19 protein-coding genes and 1 pseudogene are annotated in these 18,005 nt (G+C 70.1%); 5 read left to right on the plus strand and 15 right to left on the minus strand.

Translation table 11 applies throughout. The features are described from left to right. Positions 1-9: 9 nt before the first annotated feature. On the minus strand, positions 10-1,614 hold the full coding sequence (locus tag VJN29_RS05015; protein ID WP_324142502.1) for an NAD(P)/FAD-dependent oxidoreductase: 1,605 nt from the start codon (positions 1,612-1,614) through the stop codon (positions 10-12). Positions 1,615-1,755: 141 nt separating this feature from the next. On the opposite strand from VJN29_RS05015, the gene VJN29_RS05020 reads away from it, so the two are divergent. Together VJN29_RS05020 and VJN29_RS05025 are read left to right on the plus strand one after the other, a co-directional pair. Further along, positions 1,756-2,175, plus strand: a complete 420-nt coding sequence (locus VJN29_RS05020; protein WP_324142484.1) for a DUF6766 family protein — start codon at positions 1,756-1,758, stop codon at positions 2,173-2,175. 19 nt (positions 2,176-2,194) lie between these two features. Next, complete coding sequence (locus tag VJN29_RS05025; RefSeq protein ID WP_324142485.1) at positions 2,195-3,277, plus strand: NAD-dependent epimerase/dehydratase family protein; 1,083 nt, start codon at positions 2,195-2,197, stop codon at positions 3,275-3,277. Positions 3,278-3,315: 38 nt separating this feature from the next. On the opposite strand, the gene VJN29_RS05030 is transcribed toward VJN29_RS05025, so the two are convergent. From VJN29_RS05030 to VJN29_RS05040, 3 genes are read right to left on the minus strand one after another with little or no spacing between them, the layout of a single operon-like run. Further along, on the minus strand, positions 3,316-3,885 hold the full coding sequence (locus VJN29_RS05030; protein WP_324142486.1) for a hypothetical protein: 570 nt from the start codon (positions 3,883-3,885) through the stop codon (positions 3,316-3,318). A gap of 1 nt (position 3,886) precedes the next feature. Continuing rightward, a complete protein-coding gene (locus VJN29_RS05035; RefSeq protein WP_324142487.1) occupies positions 3,887-4,156 on the minus strand; it encodes a hypothetical protein in 270 nt (89 codons plus the stop codon). Positions 4,157-4,200: 44 nt separating this feature from the next. Beyond that, on the minus strand, positions 4,201-5,235 hold the full coding sequence (locus tag VJN29_RS05040) for a DNA topoisomerase IB (RefSeq protein ID WP_324142488.1): 1,035 nt from the start codon (positions 5,233-5,235) through the stop codon (positions 4,201-4,203). A 52-nt stretch (positions 5,236-5,287) separates the two neighbouring features. Between VJN29_RS05040 and VJN29_RS05045 the strand changes: the two genes are divergently transcribed. Beyond that, entirely contained in the window at positions 5,288-5,902 is a 615-nt protein-coding gene (locus VJN29_RS05045; protein ID WP_324142489.1) for a hypothetical protein, read from the plus strand. Positions 5,903-6,138: 236 nt separating this feature from the next. Continuing rightward, a complete protein-coding gene (locus VJN29_RS05050) occupies positions 6,139-9,258 on the plus strand; it encodes an ATP-binding protein (RefSeq protein WP_324142490.1) in 3,120 nt (1,039 codons plus the stop codon). Between the two features lie 47 nt (positions 9,259-9,305). Here VJN29_RS05050 and VJN29_RS05055 read toward each other — a convergent pair whose 3' ends face one another. The 4 genes from VJN29_RS05055 to VJN29_RS05070 all read right to left on the minus strand — a co-directional run bounded on the left by VJN29_RS05055 (position 9,306) and on the right by VJN29_RS05070 (position 11,236). Continuing rightward, positions 9,306-9,995 carry a DUF6766 family protein gene (locus tag VJN29_RS05055; protein ID WP_324142491.1) on the minus strand — a complete coding sequence of 230 codons (690 nt, stop codon included), beginning with the start codon at positions 9,993-9,995 and terminating at the stop codon, positions 9,306-9,308. Positions 9,996-10,076: 81 nt separating this feature from the next. Then, positions 10,077-10,508 carry a hypothetical protein gene (locus tag VJN29_RS05060; protein ID WP_324142492.1) on the minus strand — a complete coding sequence of 144 codons (432 nt, stop codon included), beginning with the start codon at positions 10,506-10,508 and terminating at the stop codon, positions 10,077-10,079. Further along, entirely contained in the window at positions 10,505-10,702 is a 198-nt protein-coding gene (locus VJN29_RS05065) for a hypothetical protein (RefSeq protein ID WP_324142493.1), read from the minus strand. Before VJN29_RS05065 ends, VJN29_RS05060 begins: the two co-directional genes overlap by 4 nt. A gap of 30 nt (positions 10,703-10,732) precedes the next feature. Then, positions 10,733-11,236, minus strand: a complete 504-nt coding sequence (locus VJN29_RS05070; RefSeq protein ID WP_324142494.1) for a carboxymuconolactone decarboxylase family protein — start codon at positions 11,234-11,236, stop codon at positions 10,733-10,735. 124 nt (positions 11,237-11,360) lie between these two features. Here VJN29_RS05070 and VJN29_RS05075 point away from each other — a divergent pair, with 124 nt between their 5' ends. After that, positions 11,361-11,834 (plus strand): DUF2510 domain-containing protein, encoded by a 474-nt coding sequence (locus VJN29_RS05075; RefSeq protein WP_324142495.1) that lies wholly within the window; start codon positions 11,361-11,363, stop codon positions 11,832-11,834. 4 nt (positions 11,835-11,838) lie between these two features. Here the strand turns inward: VJN29_RS05075 and VJN29_RS05080 are convergent, their stop codons facing one another. From VJN29_RS05080 to VJN29_RS05110, 7 genes and pseudogenes are all read right to left on the minus strand, one after another. Further along, positions 11,839-13,110: an aspartate kinase gene (locus tag VJN29_RS05080; RefSeq protein WP_324142496.1), complete on the minus strand. Its 1,272-nt coding sequence runs from the start codon at positions 13,108-13,110 to the stop codon at positions 11,839-11,841. 51 nt (positions 13,111-13,161) lie between these two features. Next, the gene (locus tag VJN29_RS05085) at positions 13,162-13,812 is read right to left on the minus strand and encodes a helix-turn-helix transcriptional regulator (RefSeq protein ID WP_324142497.1); all 651 of its coding nucleotides are present in this window, start codon (positions 13,810-13,812) and stop codon (positions 13,162-13,164) included. Between the two features lie 289 nt (positions 13,813-14,101). Next, complete coding sequence (locus VJN29_RS05090; protein ID WP_324142498.1) at positions 14,102-14,707, minus strand: DUF5063 domain-containing protein; 606 nt, start codon at positions 14,705-14,707, stop codon at positions 14,102-14,104. Between the two features lie 78 nt (positions 14,708-14,785). After that, positions 14,786-15,385, minus strand: a complete 600-nt coding sequence (recR, locus tag VJN29_RS05095; protein WP_324142499.1) for a recombination mediator RecR — start codon at positions 15,383-15,385, stop codon at positions 14,786-14,788. Between the two features lie 67 nt (positions 15,386-15,452). Then, a complete protein-coding gene (locus VJN29_RS05100) occupies positions 15,453-16,127 on the minus strand; it encodes a lysophospholipid acyltransferase family protein (protein WP_324142500.1) in 675 nt (224 codons plus the stop codon). Positions 16,128-16,187: 60 nt separating this feature from the next. Then, complete coding sequence (locus VJN29_RS05105) at positions 16,188-16,943, minus strand: class I SAM-dependent methyltransferase (RefSeq protein ID WP_324142501.1); 756 nt, start codon at positions 16,941-16,943, stop codon at positions 16,188-16,190. A 66-nt stretch (positions 16,944-17,009) separates the two neighbouring features. Next, positions 17,010-18,005 (minus strand): annotated as a pseudogene (locus VJN29_RS05110) (DNA polymerase III subunit gamma and tau); the annotation flags it as partial.

The raw sequence follows: 18,005 nt of genomic DNA on the forward strand, positions 1-18,005 counted from the left end.
AGCTTCTCCTTACCCACCGCGCCGGTTCGACACCGCGATCGGTCGACGCTGGCCCAGACGCAGTCGGTCGTGGAAGAGCGCTGCCCGGGCTGCGTTCGACCCGCACGCGCCGTGGACGCCGCCTCCGGGATGTGCCGAGGCGGACGCGAGATACAGCGCCTGGATCGGGGTCTCCGCCCGTCCCAGGCCCGGAACCGGACGCCAGAAGAGCTGTTGGTGGATCGCGGCCGTCCCGCCGTTGACCGCTCCGCCGACGAGGTTCTCGTTGCGGCGCTCGAGGTCCGCCGGCCCGAGGACCCGCCGGTCGAGGACCAGCTCTCGGAAACCGGGAGCGAACTCGGCGATCCGCGCCTCGACCTGCGTCGCGACCTGCTCCGCACGGGCGTGGTCCACCGGCTCCTCCAGTGGTTGGTCGGCGACCGAAACCCGTTGAGGGACATGGAGGTACGCCCAGACCGACTCGCTGCCCTCGGGCGCACGGGTGCGGTCCGTCGCGGCCATCTGACCCAGGACGATGAGCCCGCGGTCCGGGACCCGGCCGGCGCCGAGCTGCGCCCCTGCCATCGCCAGCTCCGCAACGCTGTCCGCCAGGTGCACCGTCCCAGGGGTGAGATCGGGCGGGGTGGTCCACGGGATCGGGCCGCTCAGGGCCCAGTCGACCTTGATCGTCCCGGCATCCCACTCGAACGAGCCCATCCGTCGCCGCAGACGGTCCGGCAGCTCGGACCACGGCACGAGGCCGCCGAAGAGCGCAGGCGCGCTGACGTCGGCAAGGACGGCCCGACCGGCCTCGATCACCTCGCCTGAGTCCAGCTGGACGCCGACGGCGCGCCCGGCCCGCACGACCACCTTCGCGACGTGGACCCCGGTCTGGACCTGACCGCCCGCGGCCTCGAGCCGTTTGAGGAGCGCCTCGGTGAGAGTTCCGGCCCCGCCGCGCGGCACCGGGAAGCCGTGGGTCTGCCCGAGCATCACGAGCAGCAGGCCCATGAGGCCCGACCCGGGTGAGTCCATTCCGATGTCCGCGTGTGCGGCGTTGCCGGCCAGGAGCAGCTTCGGTCCCTCGCCACCGAACCATTCGTCCGCCAGCCTCCGCACCGGCAGCATCAGCTCACGCAAGAACGCGAGCCCGCCCACCCGTGGCGCCTTGAGGCCGAGCCGGGCTCCGGACCGGACGGGCGGGAACGGCGTGAGCAGGGCCTCGATCAGGTCGCCGCCGACCCGGTCCCAGACGGAGCAGGCCCGCAGCCAGGCGTCGCCGTCGCCGGGGTGGAGCACGTCGAGCGAGGCCGCGGTGTCCTCCGGACGCGGGTGAACGAGTGCCCAGCGGCCCCCGGGGAGGGGATGGCCGACAGCCGACGGTGCGCGGACCCATTCGAGGCCGAAGCGCTCGAGCCCGAGCGCCTGGATCGTCGGCGATGCGGCAGCAAGGGGGTAGAACGAGCTGAACGTGTCGTGGATGAACCCCGGACGGACCCCCTCGTCGCTGCGCACTGCGCCGCCGGGCGTCGGCTGCGCCTCGAGGACGAGGACCTGCCACCCCGCATCGGCGAGCAGGTTGGCCGCCACGAGCCCATTCGGCCCGCTGCCGATCACCACGGCGTCATGCTGCATCCGGTCCACGACCGACCCCCTACCCATGTCTGGCGTCAGCGCCCACATCGCCGTCACGGGACGCGGCCACGAGTGATGTTTGAGGCACACGCCCACTCGGGTACTTGCCCTGTCACACATCAGATGGCGGAAGGAGTCGTCATGGCCACGTCGCGTCGCATCCAGGCCGAGCGAAACCGTTCTCACAACAGCTCGGACGGCAAGCCACGTTTCCCGAGGGCGTACTCCTTCGGGCTGGTGACCGCTGGCCTCTTCGTGTTCTCGTGGGTCGGGCAGTTCGTCACCCAGCTGGTCGTCGAGCGCAACGATGCCGCAGAGCACGGCCAGGAGTTCTCCATGTCGGAGTTCTGGCCCCAGTTCTTCGCCTCTACCTTCGAGAACTGGCAGTCGGAGTTCCTCCAGCTCTTGTGGCAGGCCGCGGGCTTGTCGCTCCTGCTCTTCTGGGGCTCGTCGCAGTCACGTGAGCAGGAGGAGCGCATCGAGGCCAAGCTCGACCGCCTGCTCGAGGAACAGGGCATCGAGTCCAAGGACATCTCCAAGGCCGTCAACGAGTCGTTGTGAGCCGCAGCGACGGACGACCATGCGAGTTACTGTCATCGGCGGGACCGGAAACGTCGGCTCGGCCACGGTCGCCCGGCTCGCCCGGGACGGCCACGACGTCGTCGCAGCCGCGAGGCGGCTGCCCCGGGCGAGCCGGATGGGCGTCCTCGCCAGCTGGCGGCGCGTGGACGTCACGGCACCGTCGGCCCCGGAGGACCTGGCCGCGCTGCTCCGCGGATCAGAGGTCTGCGTCTACGCCGCGTGGGCCCTCCAGCCGATGCGCCGCACCCAGTACCAGGAGCACGTGGGGCTGCAGGGACTGGCCCGGACCGTGGACGCATGCCGGTCAGAGGGCGTCCGTCATCTCGTCGCTCTGAGCTCCACGGGCGCCTATTCGCCTGGGAGGGACGGCAGCCTGGTCGACGAGTCGCACCCGGTGAAGGGCAATCCCGCGTGCGCCTACAGCCGACAGAAGGCTGCGATGGAGGACGTCATCGCCAAGGCCGTCAACGACGTGGGGCGCCCGGCCCAAAGTGACCCACTCCTCATCAGCTGGCCGCGTCCGACCCTCGTGGCGCAGCCCGCAGCGGCCGGCTCCCTCGGCCGGATCGGCGTGGCACCGATCCTGCCCCGCCGCCTCCTGCCCCACCTCCCCGTCATGCCGCTCGGCCGGAGTGCGCAGCTCCAAGTGGTCCACGCCGAGGACGTGGCCGACGCCATCGCCCGCATCATCGACACCCGACTCCCCGGCCCGGTCAACCTCGCAGCGCCGGACGTCCTCGGCCCACGCGAGATCGCGGCGCCGTTGGGCGGCCGGCCGTTACTGCTGCCCGGCAAGCTCCTGCTCCACATGACGGACGCGCTCTGGACGGCACATCTCTGGCCGCTCGAGGGCGGCTGGCTGCACATGGCCGTCGAGGTGCCGCTCATCGACACGCGGCGCGCGGAGCGGGAACTTGGCTGGCAGGCCCGGCACTCCGGAGCCGACACGTGGCGCGAGCTGGTCGAAGCCATGGCCAGTGGGTTGGGCGGAGACACGCCTGCCACCCGGCCTCGCTCCCTGCTTGACGATGCGCTGCGGCTCGTCACGGCCGGCCCCGTGACGCGCAGGACACGGACCTGACCTGGCGCCATGGGTGGTCAGGCTCGCTGGCCCGGGAGTCAGCCCTGCTGGCGGCCTTCCCGCTGGGCCTCCTCGAGGTCCTCGTCCGAGAGCAGCCTGACGTCGGGGTCCGCCGTGTCGGCCTGCGCCGGGATGCGCAGCCGGTCCATGTAGGGGGTCGGCTTGCCGCGCCGGTGGTCGAGGAACTCCTTGGCGTAGTACTCCCGCGCCTGCTCCGCGGTCTTGGCGCCCGTGACGATGTCGTGGACGAGGTTCAGCGCCAGCTGGTTCGCCTCCTCGTCGTGGCACCGCGCGGACACCTCGCCCACAGTCCGCTCGACGACGACGCTGCCGTCGAAAATGGCCAGGGCGGACACCTTGCCCGGCGGCACGCGGTAGTCGATGACCGACTCCACCGCGTCGATGTGCGGGGCGGGGAAGTCGTGCTGATGGAAGGCCTTGGTCGCCACGACCCGCTTCCACGGCCCGACCCGGTGCCAGACCAGCTGCTCCTGCGTAGCCTCCTGCGGCTCGCCATACGCGTCGAGCACGAGCTGGCCGGCCTCCCGCGACTCATCCGGCCACTCCGCGATGATCTCCGCCGCCTGCTTCTCGGCCTGCGTGGTCATGTCACACCGCCTTCGGGTCCGTCGGAGGAGTCGGATCGGTCGGATCGGGAGGGCCGGGGTGGCTGGGGGTCGGATAGGGCTCCGGGAAGGGCGGCGGGCCCGGGGTGGGGTCCGGCCCGGGGAAGGGACCGGGCGGAGGCGGTCCAGGCGGAGGCGGCTCGGGGGTGGGCCCGGGCTCCGGCGGCGGCATGGGACGGTCGGGCGGGTCCGGGATCGTGTCCAGCCACGGGGTCAGCGGCGGTGTCTGCCGCGGTGTCAGCTGCGTCGTCATGTGCGGCGCCTACCCCGAGGGTCCCTCCTCTAACGGCTGCGGCCTCAAGCGAGGAGACGGACGACCGCCCGCTCCAGCGCCGCGCGACCATTGACCTCGGCGAGGTCCCCCTGCCGCAAGCGCCGGCGGTCCGGGGCGGACGCCCGAGCGAGCGCTCGAGCGATGGTGCGCCCAGCCCCATACTCGTCGACCACTCGGGCGTCCACGTAGGACCGACGGGCCACGGCGGGGGTGTTGCCAAGATGCTCGGACACCAGGGTCATGACCTCACGCTCCGTCTGCTTTCGCTGACGCTCCGACCTCGGGGCGGCTCCGTCGGCGCGCTCCGCGAAGGCCGCCGCGGCGAGCAGCGTGGCTGCCCACGTCCGCAGGTCCTTGACGGTGTACTCGGCCCCGACCAGCTCCTTGAAGTCCTTGTTGATCTCCGTCGAGGTGAGCTCACACCACGCCTCACCGGCGCGGTACTGGAGGAGGCGGTCACTCGGTCCGCGGCTGTGCTTGAGCGCGCTCACGGCCTTGGCGAGCGCGGGGTCGCGCACCTCTGCCTCGCGCTCGATGCCCGACTTCGCCGGGAAGCAGAAGGACACGACGTCGCCGCTGACCGTGACGTGCTCCTTCCGCAGGGTGGCGACGCCGTGGCTGCCGTTCTCGTTCTCGTACTCCTCGCCCCCGGTCCGGAAGAGCCCCGCGTCGAGCAGGCGCAGAGCCACCGCGCCGACCCGCTCGCGACCCAGCCCGGACCGTCGGAGCCGACGACCGATCTCGACGCGCGCCTCCGGAAGGCGCCGGGCCAGGGTGAGGACCCGCTCGTGCTTGTCGCGGTCGCGAGTCTCGTGCCACGCCGGATGGTAGAGGTACTGTCGCCGCCCGGCAGCGTCCGTCCCGACCGCCTGGATGTGCCCGTTGGGCCAGGGACAGATCCAGACGTCCTCCCACGCCGGCGGGATGACGAGGGACAGGATCCGCTCCTTGGTGGCCGCGTCCACCGAATGACCGAGCTGGTCGACATAGCCGAAGCCCCTGCCGCGCCGGACGCGTCTCAGCCCCTGCTTCGCGGGATCACTCCTGCGCAGCCGCATCGCCCACCTCCACCCACTCGTCGGTGCACCAGAGGGATTACCCACTGATCGCGTGGGTACCTGCCTGTTGACCCACTCGACTCGACTCGAGGAGATCATGTCGTCGCCGGAGAGTCTCCTGCGCGTGCTGCGACGCCAGCACGCGCACATCGCCTCGCTCGTCTTCGGAGTGACAATCTCATCCGGCCAGGAGCGCAAGAACGCGGTGGCCGACCTACTGCACTACGTCGCGTTGCACGAGTCCGCGGAGCAGACCTTCATGCATCCGGTCGGCCTCAAGTCGGTCGGTGACCTCGCCGCCGTGCAGGGGCGTGTCGTCGAGGAGCGTGAGATCGAGGCGGTCATCACGCACCTCGAGAGCCTCGATGCCGACTCGATGGACTTCATGATCTACTTCGGCCTGCTCGAAGAGGCGCTGAACGGACACGCTCGCGCCGAGGAGGACCTCGAGGCGCACACCATCAGCGAAGCCGTGCCGGACGAGCAGATGCAGTCCATCGCCAGCGGACTGGAGCTCGTCGACGTCTGGATGGATCCAGCCACCCATTCGATCGTCGGATCGGTGGCCCAGATGCCGTGGCCCCGCGGTGACCGCAACGGCGTGCGTTTCGGCGAGATGCATCGCAAGAGCTTGGCGGCTTTTGGGGCTGTGTCCAGACATCGATGACTCGCTCGGCTTGCCTTGGGCCGCAGTCCGTGCGAGTCTTCGCCTAAGAGGCGGATTGGTGGAAACGCGCGCCGATATGTCGCCGGCACTGAAGGCAAGCACAAATGACGGCACCAGCTTCTTCTTCGGGTTCCGACGTAGCCGAGCACACTGGTGAGCTCGGAGCGCGGTTCGCCGCATTCGACTGGACCACGACGCCACTGGGCCCGATCTCGACGTGGCCATCGGATCTCCGCGTGGCGGTGGGCATCTGCCTCACCTCGCGCTTCCCCATGCTCATCTGGTGGGGGTCCGAGTACGTCATGATCTACAACGACGGCTACCGGCCGATGCTCGGCACGAAGCACCCCCAAGCCCTGGGGTCGCCGGGCAAGGACATCTGGCCGGAGATCTGGGACAGCATCGGCCCGATGCTCGACAGCGTGATGAGCTCCGGGGTCGCCACGTGGTCGCGTGACCAGAAGCTGATGCTCGAGCGCAACGGCTACCTCGAGGAGAGCTACTTCACCTTCTCGTACAGCCCGATCACCGTGGGCTCCGGCGAGGTGGGCGGCGTCTTCACGGCCGTGGTGGAGACGACGGACCACGTCCTCAGCGAGCGCCGTCTCGGAACCCTCGGCGTGCTGTCGCGGCGCCTCGGCGAGGCCCCCGACGCAGAGACCGTCCGCCGCCTCGCCGCGGCTGTGCTCATGTCCAACCCACAGGACCACCCGCTCGCCGTCATGGTGGACGCCCGCGCCCTGCCCGAAAGCCCGCGGGACCTCACGGTCCCGGAGGCCCTGCAGGCCGACGTGTACGCCGCGGCCACGCAGGCGGTCACCCTCAGACGTCAGGTGCACCACGACTTGCCGGCGCCCGTTCACCTCGAGAACGACCCGGCCGGGCTGGCCGTCGCGGGACTGCACGCCCTGCCCATCACGTTGTCGGGCGACGACCAGATGTCCGAGGTGCTCGTCATCGGGCGCTCGCCGCACCGCCAGTGGGACCCAGCCCTCGCGACGTACGTCGCCCTCTGCATCACCCATCTCGCCACGGCGCTGAGCGACATCCGGCTGCTCGACACGGAGCGGCAGCGAGCGGAGACGGCCGAGGCGCTCGACGCGGCGAAGAGTGCCTTCTTCACCAACCTGAGTCATGAGCTGCGCACGCCGCTCACCCTGATCAGTGGGCCGATCTCGGACACCTTGGCTGACACGAGACTGACCGCCGACCAGAGGGAGCGGCTCGAGCTGGCCGATCGCAACACGGTGCGCCTGGCCCGCATGGTCGACGCGATGCTCGACTTCGGGCGCATGGCCGCGAGCAAGGTGCACCCGCAGGTCGTGCCAGTCGACGTCGTACTCCAGACCCGCACGATGGCCGAGTCCTTCGCCCGAGCCTTCCGGCGCGCCGGGCTCGAGTTCCTGACGGAGTACGACCAGGCCGACCGACACGCCTACCTCGACCGGGACATGTACGAGCGCATCGTGCTCAACCTGCTCGGCAATGCGCTGAAGTACACACCCTCCGGATCGGTCACCCTGCGACTGGAGTGCGATGCTGACGGTTTCTCCGTGTCGGTACGAGACACGGGGATCGGCATCCGGAACCGCGACCTCAAACGGGTCTTCGAGCGCTTCGAGCAGCTGCCCCGACCCGGGAAGGCACGCTCCCACGAGGGGGCCGGCATCGGCCTCGCGATGGTGAAGCAGCTGACCGAGCTCATGGGGGGCGCCGTCGAGGTCGAGTCCGCCTTGGGCCGTGGGTCGACGTTCACCATCCGGCTCCCGTGGGGGGAGCCGCCGGCGAAGCCGGCCAAGGGCCGCTCGATCACGCCGCGCAACGTCGACGCCTTCCTCGCGGAGACGGAGGGATGGGATCTGCCGTATGCCGCTGGGCCGGCTTCCGTGGGGACCGAGAGTCCGCCGGTGGCGCCGTCCCTGAACGGACCTCCTCGCGAGTCGGGCGCGAGTGGGCGGCCCCGGCTGCTCGTTGCGGAGGACAACGCGGACATGCGGCGCTATCTCCGTGGTGCGCTGTCGACCGAGTACGACATCGAGCTCGTGCCTGACGGCAGCGCCGCCCTCGAGCGGTGCCTGTCCGCACGTCCTGACATCGTCCTGGCGGATGCGATGATGCCCGGCCTCGACGGCTTCGCGCTCACCCGCGCCATCCGCAGGAACAGTGCGTTGCGCGACGTCCCCGTGGTGATCCTCTCGGCGCGAGCGGGAGAGGCCGACACGGAGGAGGGCCTGACGTCGGGAGCTGATGACTACGTCTCCAAGCCCTTCTCCCTGACGGAGCTCCGGGCCCGGTTGGCCAGCAACCTCGAGCGCTCCCGAGCACGGCTGCGCGACGCCGCCTGGCGACGCGCGGTCATGGAGTCGTTCAAGGACTCGCTCCTCATCACGGACTCCGCCGGGAAGGTCATCGAGGTCAATGAGTCGTTCACCCAGCTGCTCGGGTACTCCCATGTCCACGGCGGCCTCGACATGCCCCACCCGTGGTGGCCACCGGCCGGCGAGCCGGCAGGCGCGGGCGCGGACGAGCTCACGGATCGTGAGCAGGTCGAGCAGACCATGGCCGACGCCCTTGCCGGATCCACCGTCCAGAACCAGGAGTGTCGCCTCGTCACGAAGGACCATCGCGACGTCTGGGTGCAGGTCAGCACCCAGCAGGTCAAGGGCATCGGTGACCAGCCGAACTATGTCGTCATGACCCTCGAGGACGTGACCCGTGAGCGTGCGGCTCGGGTCCGCCGCGAGGCGGCCGCGGCGCTGAGCGTCGAGTTCGGCAATGCTGCCGACCTCGAGCAGGTACTGGAAGCCGCCGTCACAGGCTTCGCCGAGCTGTTCGACGGTGACCCGACGGTGCGGGCGCTCGCCGGTCCGGAGGAGCACGTCTTCACATCTGGCGGGCCGGTCCGCCGCGGGTACCTGGACGAGCAGCTGTGGGAGGTGCTGACCACGGCGGAGCCGGAGGTCCCCACACCCAACCAGCGAGTGTCCGGCCTGCTCATCACCCCGCCGAACCATCCTTCGTCGGAGTGCCGGGTCTGGGTCCAGTTCCGTCGTCCTCGCCGTGTCACGACGGACGAGCGGATCGTGGGCGACCTGCTCGGACAGGCCTTCGCCCTGGCGGTCGACCGGGTCGTCGCGGCCACCACCTTCGCCGACCGTGAGACGCACCTGGCTCGCGCCATCGAGAGCCACCGCTTGATCGGGCAGGCGATCGGCATCCTCATCGAACGTCACCGGGCGACGCCTGCCGAGGCGTTCAGCATGCTGAAGAGCGCGTCCCAGGACCGCAACATCAAGCTGCGGGAGATCGCGGCCCGGGTCATCGAGACGGGTGCGGAGCCGGACGACGCAGAGTGATCCCGAGCCACTCGAGTGGCCCCGAGTCACCGCGTTGCGGGGCATCCTCATTCGTCCGAGGACGTCTCGTCATGCGGCAGCCCGACCGGCTTCGACTCAGGAGACCCACGCTGGCGCAAGTAGATCGAGAAGACCGCCATGCTGGCGATGGCGAGCATCTCCGACTGCCAGTTCTGGAACGTCCGGCCCCAGAAGTCCGGTGATGCGAGGTACTGGCCGAGGCTGAGCGGCTCGAGCAGCTCGCGCATGCGCTCCTCGTTGTGAGCCACTCGTCCGGCCAGCGCCTGAGCCAACCAGGCGAGCACGAAGATCGACGTCATGGTGATGAGCAACGAGTGCGAGTAGACGGCGGTCCGCCAGCCGCCTGCACGTGCCCACGCCGGCGAGTCGTCCCGGGCATATCGGCCGACCAGCTGCTTCTTGTCCGACTCGCGTCCCTCGTCGCCCGGCTTCTTCGACTCGGAGGACCCTCGCTGGACGAGCCAGATGGTGAGGAAGATGAACACGGTGAACTGGAGGTACTCCGACTGCCAGTTCTCGGCGGTGTCGACCGCGAACCGGGACGAGGTGACGTAGCGCCAGAGCGAGACCTCCTGGAGGCCGGCTGTCCGCGCCTCCTCGTTGTACTCCGCGACGCCCGAGAACGCTTGGCCCAGAAGGCTGCCCAAGAGCAGCAGGAGGAAGGCCAGGGACAGTGCGTTGTCTCTGAGGAAGCCTCGTCGTCGTTGTCCGCTCATCGCTGCAACAAGCCCATCGCGATCTGGAAGCACAGCCCAGCGGCAATGAACAGGACCAGGACCCAGAACATCACGCGCACGTCAGTCCCCCTCGAGTGCGCAGTCGTAGGGCACCGCCTCGTCCTCCGAGACACGAGTGCAGCCGGCAGCGAGGACCTTCCAGCCATCGTCGAAGAGGGTGAGGAACAGCGTCTGCCCGCCCGTCGTCACGAGCGCCGTGTGGCCCGCGACCTCCGGAGCCACATCGGAGCCGGACGAGGCGGGCGAGAGCTCGGCTGAGCGCAGGCCCTCGGCGCAGTCACCGTCGCCGTCCTCGGCCGCCTTGTCGCGAGTCCGTGGGGCCAGCATCGCGCACGCCGCACCGGGATCCTCGGAGGCGAGGTCGACGAACCGAGAGGCGGTCGATGTGGCCGACGCTGCCTCCGGTGAGCCGCACCCGCCGAGCGAGAAGGCCAGGGGCAGGCAGATCAGGGAGGCACCCACCGAGCCCAGCGGCATACGGCTGCGTGTCACGCGGACGGCTCGCCAGCCGGCGGCTCTTCCTCGGCCTCGAGCTTGGGGCTGTCGTCCTGCTGGGGCGTGTCCTCGGAACGGATCACCATCTCGGGAACGACGATCTCCTCCTGGCCGGGGGGCGGCGGCGGGTCGGGCGTCACCGGCGGGAAGACGCCGCCGTCTGGGAGCAGTCGCGGTTCTTGGGGAGACATGCCTCTCATGTACCCAGCCGTCGGCACGGGTCACCAGGCCAGGGTCGGCTCCCAGGGACGCGCCGCGACGCCGATCGCATTCCAGGCATTGATGGTGATCACGAGGGCGAGCAGAGCCCCTACCTCTTCCGTGGAGAACTGCTCGGCGACGAGAGCAAACTCCGCTGCGGGCACCTTGGTCTGGGCGGCGAGCGTCACCGACTCGGTGAACGCCAGCGCGGCTCGCTCTCGCGCGGTGAAGAAGGCGGACTCCCTCCAGACCGCTACGGCGAGCACGCGCTGCACGGGTTCCCCCGCGGCGATGGCGGCCGCGCCGTGCACGTCGACGCAGTACGAGCAGCCGTTGAGCTGGGAGGCCCGCAGACGCACGAGCTCACGCAGGCTTGCCGAGAGTCCGGCGCGGTCCAGCTCCCGGGCCGTGGCCCGGTCCAGGTTGTTCATCGCCTTGCTGAAGGCAGGGACAACGGCGTCGACGTCGAGTCGCGCGGGGATGGGAACCGGGATGGCCTGGATGTTCTCGGTCGATGTGGTCATGGTTGGACCGTACGACTCGATCGGACCAGATGGACGGGCCAATTCTTGGTGGCCTTGCTGGTCCACCTGCGGTTGGGCCGCGGAACGCTCTAGGCTCGGACGCAAGGCACACGAGGAGGCGTCCATGAGGGATCGTTCCCACCCGCCCGCAGGCTGGTACCCGGTCGGCGACAGCGAGCGCTACTGGGATGGTCAGGCGTGGACCGACCAAGTCCGGGCTCCTTCCGCTCAGACACCATGGCAACCGCCGGCCGTGGACGTCCACGGGTTCCGGCACCAGGCGCCGCCGACGCAGCAGTGGCCGCCACCGCCGCCGCCGAACACCTGGGTCACCCCCCATCGGGTGTCCCATGGCCACGTCACGCCGAAGAGCCCGGGGCTGTCGCTGCTCGCATCGTTCTTCATCCCGGGGCTCGGGTCGATGATCAACGGTGACCTCGCACGCGGGCTCGGCATCATGTTCGGCTACTTCGTCAGCTGCCTGCTCGTCATCATCTTCATCGGGATCTTCGGTGTCATCGGCTTCTGGGTGTGGGGCCTGGTCGACGCCTACCAGGGGGCGCGCCTGTGGAACGCCCGGCACGGCATCCTCAGCTGAACGCTCAGCGGCCGGTTCCGCCGTAGACGATGGCATCCTCGGCCGCGTCGAGGCCGAAGGCGGTGTGGACCGCCCGGACGGCCTCCTCGAGCTGGTCGACTCGGGTCACAGCCGATACCCGGATCTCCGACGTCGAGATCATCTCGATGTTGATGCCGGCGTCGGCAAGCGCCTTGAAGAACTTTGCGGACACGCCCGGGTGGGACCGCATCCCCGCGCCGACGAGGGCGATCTTGCCGATGCTGTCATCGAAGCGGAGGTCCTCGAAGTCGACGTCGTGCTTGATGCCCTGCAGGACGGACAGCGCCTTGGGCCCATCGCCCTCGGGAAGCGTGAAGGAGATGTCGGTCTTGGCTGTCTCGGCGGCAGAGACGTTCTGGACGATCATGTCGATGTTGATCCCGGCCTCGGCGATGGCGCCGAAGATCTGGGCGGCGATGCCGACCCGGTCGGGGACTCCGACGATGGTGATCTTGCCCTCGCTGCGGTCGTGCGCGATGCCGGCGATGATCGGTGCTTCCACAGCGCCTTCTCCTTGGTAGGGATTGTCCTTGATCCACGTGCCCGGCTTGCGCGACCACGAGGAGCGGACGTGGATCGGGATGCCGTAGCGCCGCGCATACTCGACGCAGCGCAGATGCAGGATCTTGGAGCCGCTGGCGGCGAGGTCGAGCATCTCCTCCATGGAGATGACGTCGATCTTGCGGGCGCTCGGCAGGACGCGTGGATCAGCGGTGAAGACGCCGTCCACGTCGGTGTAGATCTCACAGACGTCGGCATCGAGTGCCGCCGCCAGGGCGACGGCGGTCGTGTCGGACCCACCGCGTCCCAGCGTGGTGATGTCCTTGGTGGTCTGGCTGACGCCCTGGAAGCCGGCGACGATGGCGATGTGCCCGGCGTCGAGGGCGCTCTGGATGCGACCCGGCGTGACGTCGATGATCCGGGCTGCGCCGTGGGCCTCGTCGGTGATGACGCCCGCCTGGCTACCGGTGAAGGAGCGGGCCTCGGCCCCGAGCTGGGCGATGGCCATGGCGACGAGGGCCATGGAGATCCGCTCGCCGGAGGTGAGGAGCATGTCGAGCTCCCGCGCGGGCGGAGCCGGAGTTACCTGTTCGGCCAGGTCGAGAAGGTCGTCCGTCGTGTCGCCCATGGCCGAGACGACGACGCAGACGGCGTTGCCGGCGCGCTGGGTCTCCACGATGCGCCGGGCGACGCGCTTGATCGACTCGGCGTCGGCGACGGATGACCCCCCGTACTTCTGGACGACGATGCTCACATCAGGCTCCCGGTTGACGCTGTGGCGGGACTCGCAGTCTATGACCGGGCATCAGCCGTCCCCGCGATCGTTCGGCATGGTGAGATATCGAGGTCCCGGCACGCCCATCTCCGGCTCACAGCGGCAGGCGCAGTCGGGCACGCAGGCAGTCCCCAGCCAACAGTCCGTGGGGCACTGGCACTCCTGCGGTTCCTGAACCACTCCCGGTGCCGGCGGGCGAGGGCCGTAGCGGATGCGACGGCGCCTGGCCTCCAGTTCGGCGAGGGTGGGATGATCTTCGGGTTCCACCCCTGGGATCCGTCGACGGTCGCGCTCCTCGCGGAGGTGGTACCAGGCGTTGGGCGCCCGGCGCTCGGATCGGAACGCACTCAGCCGAGTTGTCGGCACTCGGTCCGGCGGGTCCACGTCGAGGTGGGCTGGCAGCCTCCGGTTGCCGTTGTCGCGAACCACACCGGTCGGAACCGGGACGACGCTCTGCCCAGCATCGTCGACGACGGCCACACGTAGCCCACCCGCACGCAGCAACAGCCGGAACATCGTCACGGTCACGTCGCGACGACCCGACTCGATCGCAGCAATGGTCGACTGGCTCACGCCGACTCGATCGGCCAGGTCACGCTGGCTGAGGTCGCCGCGTCGCCGGGCTCTGACGACGAAGCGCGGCACGTCGAAGTCCTGGGGCTCAGCCCTCTCAGCTGTCATGGAACTCACCTCCCTGGTTGCCCCGGGAGCACATTCGCAGTCGGTGCTGACAGTGCTGGCGCGCCGTCCAGCGAGCCGGCCTCCAAGGGCGAGCCGACTGGCCCGCCGAGCCGCCCCGGGTGACCAACGGACTGGCCCGCTGAGCCGCCCCGGGTGACCAACGGACTGGCCCGCTGAGCTGCCCCGCTGATCAGCGCGCTCCCGATCAGCGCGACACTGATTCGTCTGGGTGATCAGTGGGCCAGTCCGCTCGACCATCGCATGCTGATCGCGGCCGGGCGTGCCCGAGTCAGGGGTGGAGGGCGTCGAACTCGGCCTCGGAGACCCGCTCCTCGTCGGCGTCCAGCCGCAGGTGGGACAGGATCGAGTGGAGCGCGCGCATCGATGCGAGCGCCCGGTCACCCCAGACCGACAGGTAGCTGAACTGCCACCACCAGAGCGCCTCGACCTTGCGGCCGGCCTGGTAGTGCTTGAGCCCGTGCGTCAGGGCCAGGGCGATGTCGGCCAGGTCGTTCGTGATCGAGCCGTCCGCGCGTTCGGGTGAGGTCACCGGATCGATGACATAGACGTACTCGTCGATGCCGGCGAGAAGGTTCGCGAGCCCATCGCGGAGCGGGTCGGGGTCGTCATCCGGGCCGGGATCGGCTTCGTAGCGCTCCTCGAGGACGACGTCCTGGATCGCGCCGAGTCTGGAGCCGGCGACGAGGACCTGGGACAGGGCGAGGGTGAGCAGCGGGATGGCCGTGTCCGGTGAGTTCCCGGAGGCGACCTCCGTGACCGCGGTCAGGAAGGCGCTCGCCTCGTGCGCTGTGAGGTCGGCGAGGCCCCCGAGCTCGTCCACGTCGGCCGCGTCCGGGGTGTCCGTCGCTTCGTGGGTGGTGTCGTCGGTGGTCATCACAGCCCCCTGCCGGTCTGGCGTGTCGTATGCCGTTGAGCTGGTTTCGCTCGCCGCCCAGTCTGCCGGGTGGCCGGGTCAGGCGTCGACCCGGCGCCTGCCCTCGAAGGCGCGCCCCAGCGTGACCTCGTCGGCGTACTCGAGATCGCCGCCAACGGGCAGGCCGGAGGCGAGTCGCGTCACGGTGACGCCGACGTCGCGGAGCAGACGAGACAGGTACGTGGCGGTCGCCTCCCCCTCGAGGTTGGGGTCGGTCGCGATGATGACCTCCTGCACGGTGCTCGACGCGAGTCGCTGCATCAGCTCGCGCACTCGCAGGTCGTCAGGACCGATGCCGTCGATGGGGCTGATCGCGCCGCCCAGCACGTGGTAGGTGCCACGGAACTCTCGCGTGCGCTCGATCGCCACGACGTCCTTGGGCTCCTCGACGACACAGATCGACCCGTGGTCGCGGCGTGGGTCCGCGCAGATCCGGCACCGCTCTGCCTGCGCCACGTTGCCGCACTCCTCGCAGAACCGCACCTTGGCCTTGACCTCGGTCAGCGCCGTGACGAGCCGGGCGACCTCATCGGGGTCGGCCTGGAGCAGGTGGAACGCGATGCGCTGCGCGCCCTTGGGACCGATACCCGGGAGTCGGCCGAGCTCGTCGATCAGGTCCTGCACCGCGCCTTCGTACACCCCTGCAGCCTATGCCCCGGAGTGACCGACCGGAGTGACCAACCCCGGCACGCGCGGACGGTGTGGCTCAGTCCTCGCTGACCTCGCCCGGCACGTCGTTGTAGGCGTTGACGCGCTGCTGGCCGGTGAGGGCGGCGATGGCGTCCATGACGTCGTCGGTCAGCTGGCGGCGGGCGCGGCCGGCAGGCAGGCCCTGATAGGCCTCCACACCGATCGGTGTGCCGAAGCGAACGGTCACCTTGGCCAACCGCGGAAACCTGGCCCCGACCGGCTGGATGTCCTGGGTGCCGATGAGGCCGACCGGAACGACAGGGACCTGGGCGTTGAGGGCGAGCCACGCGACACCGGTGCGACCGCGGTAGAGGCTCCCGTCCCGCGACCGTGTCCCCTCCGGATAGATGCCGAAGGCGTCGCCCGCCTTGAGCACCTCGAGGCCCTTGTCCAGGCTCTCCTGGGCAGCCGTCGGTGACTGCCGGTTGACGGGGACCATGCCGACGGCGGTGAAGAAGCCCTTCTGCAGGAGACCCTTGACCCCGTCGCCGGTCCAGTACTCCTCCTTGGCGAGGAATCGGACCTTGCGCGGTGACACGAGCGGGATCGCGATGGAGTCGATGAAGGAGAGGTGGTTGCTCGCGAGGATGACTCCGCCGTCGAGCGGCACGTTCTCCTTGCCTTCGATGGTAGGGCGGTACAGCAGGCGGCTCAGCGGCACGAGCACCCCATGACCGAGGCTGTAGAACATGCGCTCACTCTAGGGCGGACCCGTGGTCGGCGCCCGCCACGACCGTCAGACGAGCCGCCGTCAGACGAGCCCGACCGCCACCCAGGCCACGGCCTCGACGTCGAACGGCGCGGGGGGCAGCAGCGCGCGACACCGCTCCCGGATGGCGTGGCGTGCCTCGTCGCCCAGCGACGTGAAGTACTCACCCGCCGGACCGACGCCGTAGGTGTAGGGCTCCCACCACTCGTCGAAGCTCTGGTGCGGAACGCGGATCGGCAGCTCGCCCGAGCGGATGGTCGTCAGGTCCGCGGCCTCGAGGAGACGGCCCAGCTCGCCGTCCCGTGCGCCGGCCAGGTCATCCTCGGTGCGCGCTTCCGGATCGAGATCCGTCGCGGCCCGCCAGAAGGTCGAGAGTGGCGACCGGTCACCGGCGAAGTCCCAGACACAGACCGCCACGCAGCCCCCGGCGCGGGTCACGCGGGCCATCTCGGCCAGCCCGGCCACGGGGTCCTTCATGAAGTGGACGACGAGCTGGGCCATGGCGTGGTCGAAGAAGTCGTCCGGGAACGGCAGCTGCTCAGCCGAGCCGTACTGCACGTCGAGGCCGGGTAGCCGGGTCCTCATCGACGCGAGGAAGGGCTGGGACGGGTCGACCGCCGAGACGGCGCTGACGCCGAGCCGCTCGACGAGTCGCGCGGTCAGCGCGCCAGGCCCACTCCCGACGTCGAGCGCGCGGTCCCCCGGGCGCACGCCGACCCACTCCACGAACTGCTCGGCGAGCGGCTCGGAGTAGCGGCCCATGAACTGCGCGTAAGCGTCCGCAGCGACGTCGAACACGGACCCGACGGTACGCGGTAATGAGCTCCCGTGTACGGCCTTTCGCGGCAACGCTCCGAAGAGGCCTCAGTCCTCCGACTCGGAGATGACCCGCCCGCCGAGAACGTTCTCGACCACGGAGCGTCCCACGTCGCCGGACAGCTCGATGTCCTCGTCGTCGTCACTGACCGCCGCGTCGTCGGTGAAGGGAGCGGGATCAGCCGCTCCGCTGCTCGACGTGCCGGCAGCGACTCTCCGGGCCGCGTCGAGCGACTCGCGAACCGCCCCGGCACCGTGGGCCGCCGGGGCCGCGGGGCTGGTGGTCCAGTCCGGAGCCGGCGCCGAAACGCTGCCCCAGCCCGCGTTGGCCTCGAGCGATCGACCAGCCGCGGGAGTCGACCCGGCGTCCGCCACGGGCTCAGGCGAGGGGCGGACGGCACCGGCAGGAGGGGCCATCTCCGCCGACCCACCCGAATCGGCCACGTGCACACCATCGATGACCGCATCGACGCCGATCTCGTCGATGAGCGCCTGCCGGACGATGTCGGCGTGGTTGCCGGCCCGGAAGGCGTTGGTCAGGCCGGCGGTCGAGATGCCGAGGGTCAGCGTCCTGCCGTCGTAGGCCATGACTTTCGCGTGCTGCGAGACGAAGGTCCACGTGCCGCGACGCATCCCGAAGATGCGCCCGAGCACCTGGGGCCAGGCTCGTCGGACGGCGTCGGTGTCCATCCCAGCGGCGGGCTGCGGATCGTGCTGCACGGTCGACGCGGAGGGCGGCGGCGCGACCTCCTGCGCACTCGACGCGGAAGGCGGCGGCGCGACGTCCTGCGCACTCGACGCGGAGGGCGGCGCGACCTCCTGCGCACGCGACGCGGAGGGCGGCGGCACGTCAACGCTCGACGGTTCGGTGGGGGCTGGGACGGGGGGCGCCAGCCGGGCCGAGCCCAGCGGCATACGCCCTGATGGCGCTGGTGCAGGAGACCCGCCACCGCCGCTCGGGACCCCACCGACCTCGAGACGGCGCTCCAGCCGGTCGAGGCGGGCAGCGTAGCCCTGCTCACCCGACGCGGCGGGCAGGAGGAT

It is taken from the genome of Intrasporangium sp., assembly GCF_035280925.1.
Classification (GTDB): domain Bacteria; phylum Actinomycetota; class Actinomycetes; order Actinomycetales; family Dermatophilaceae; genus Intrasporangium.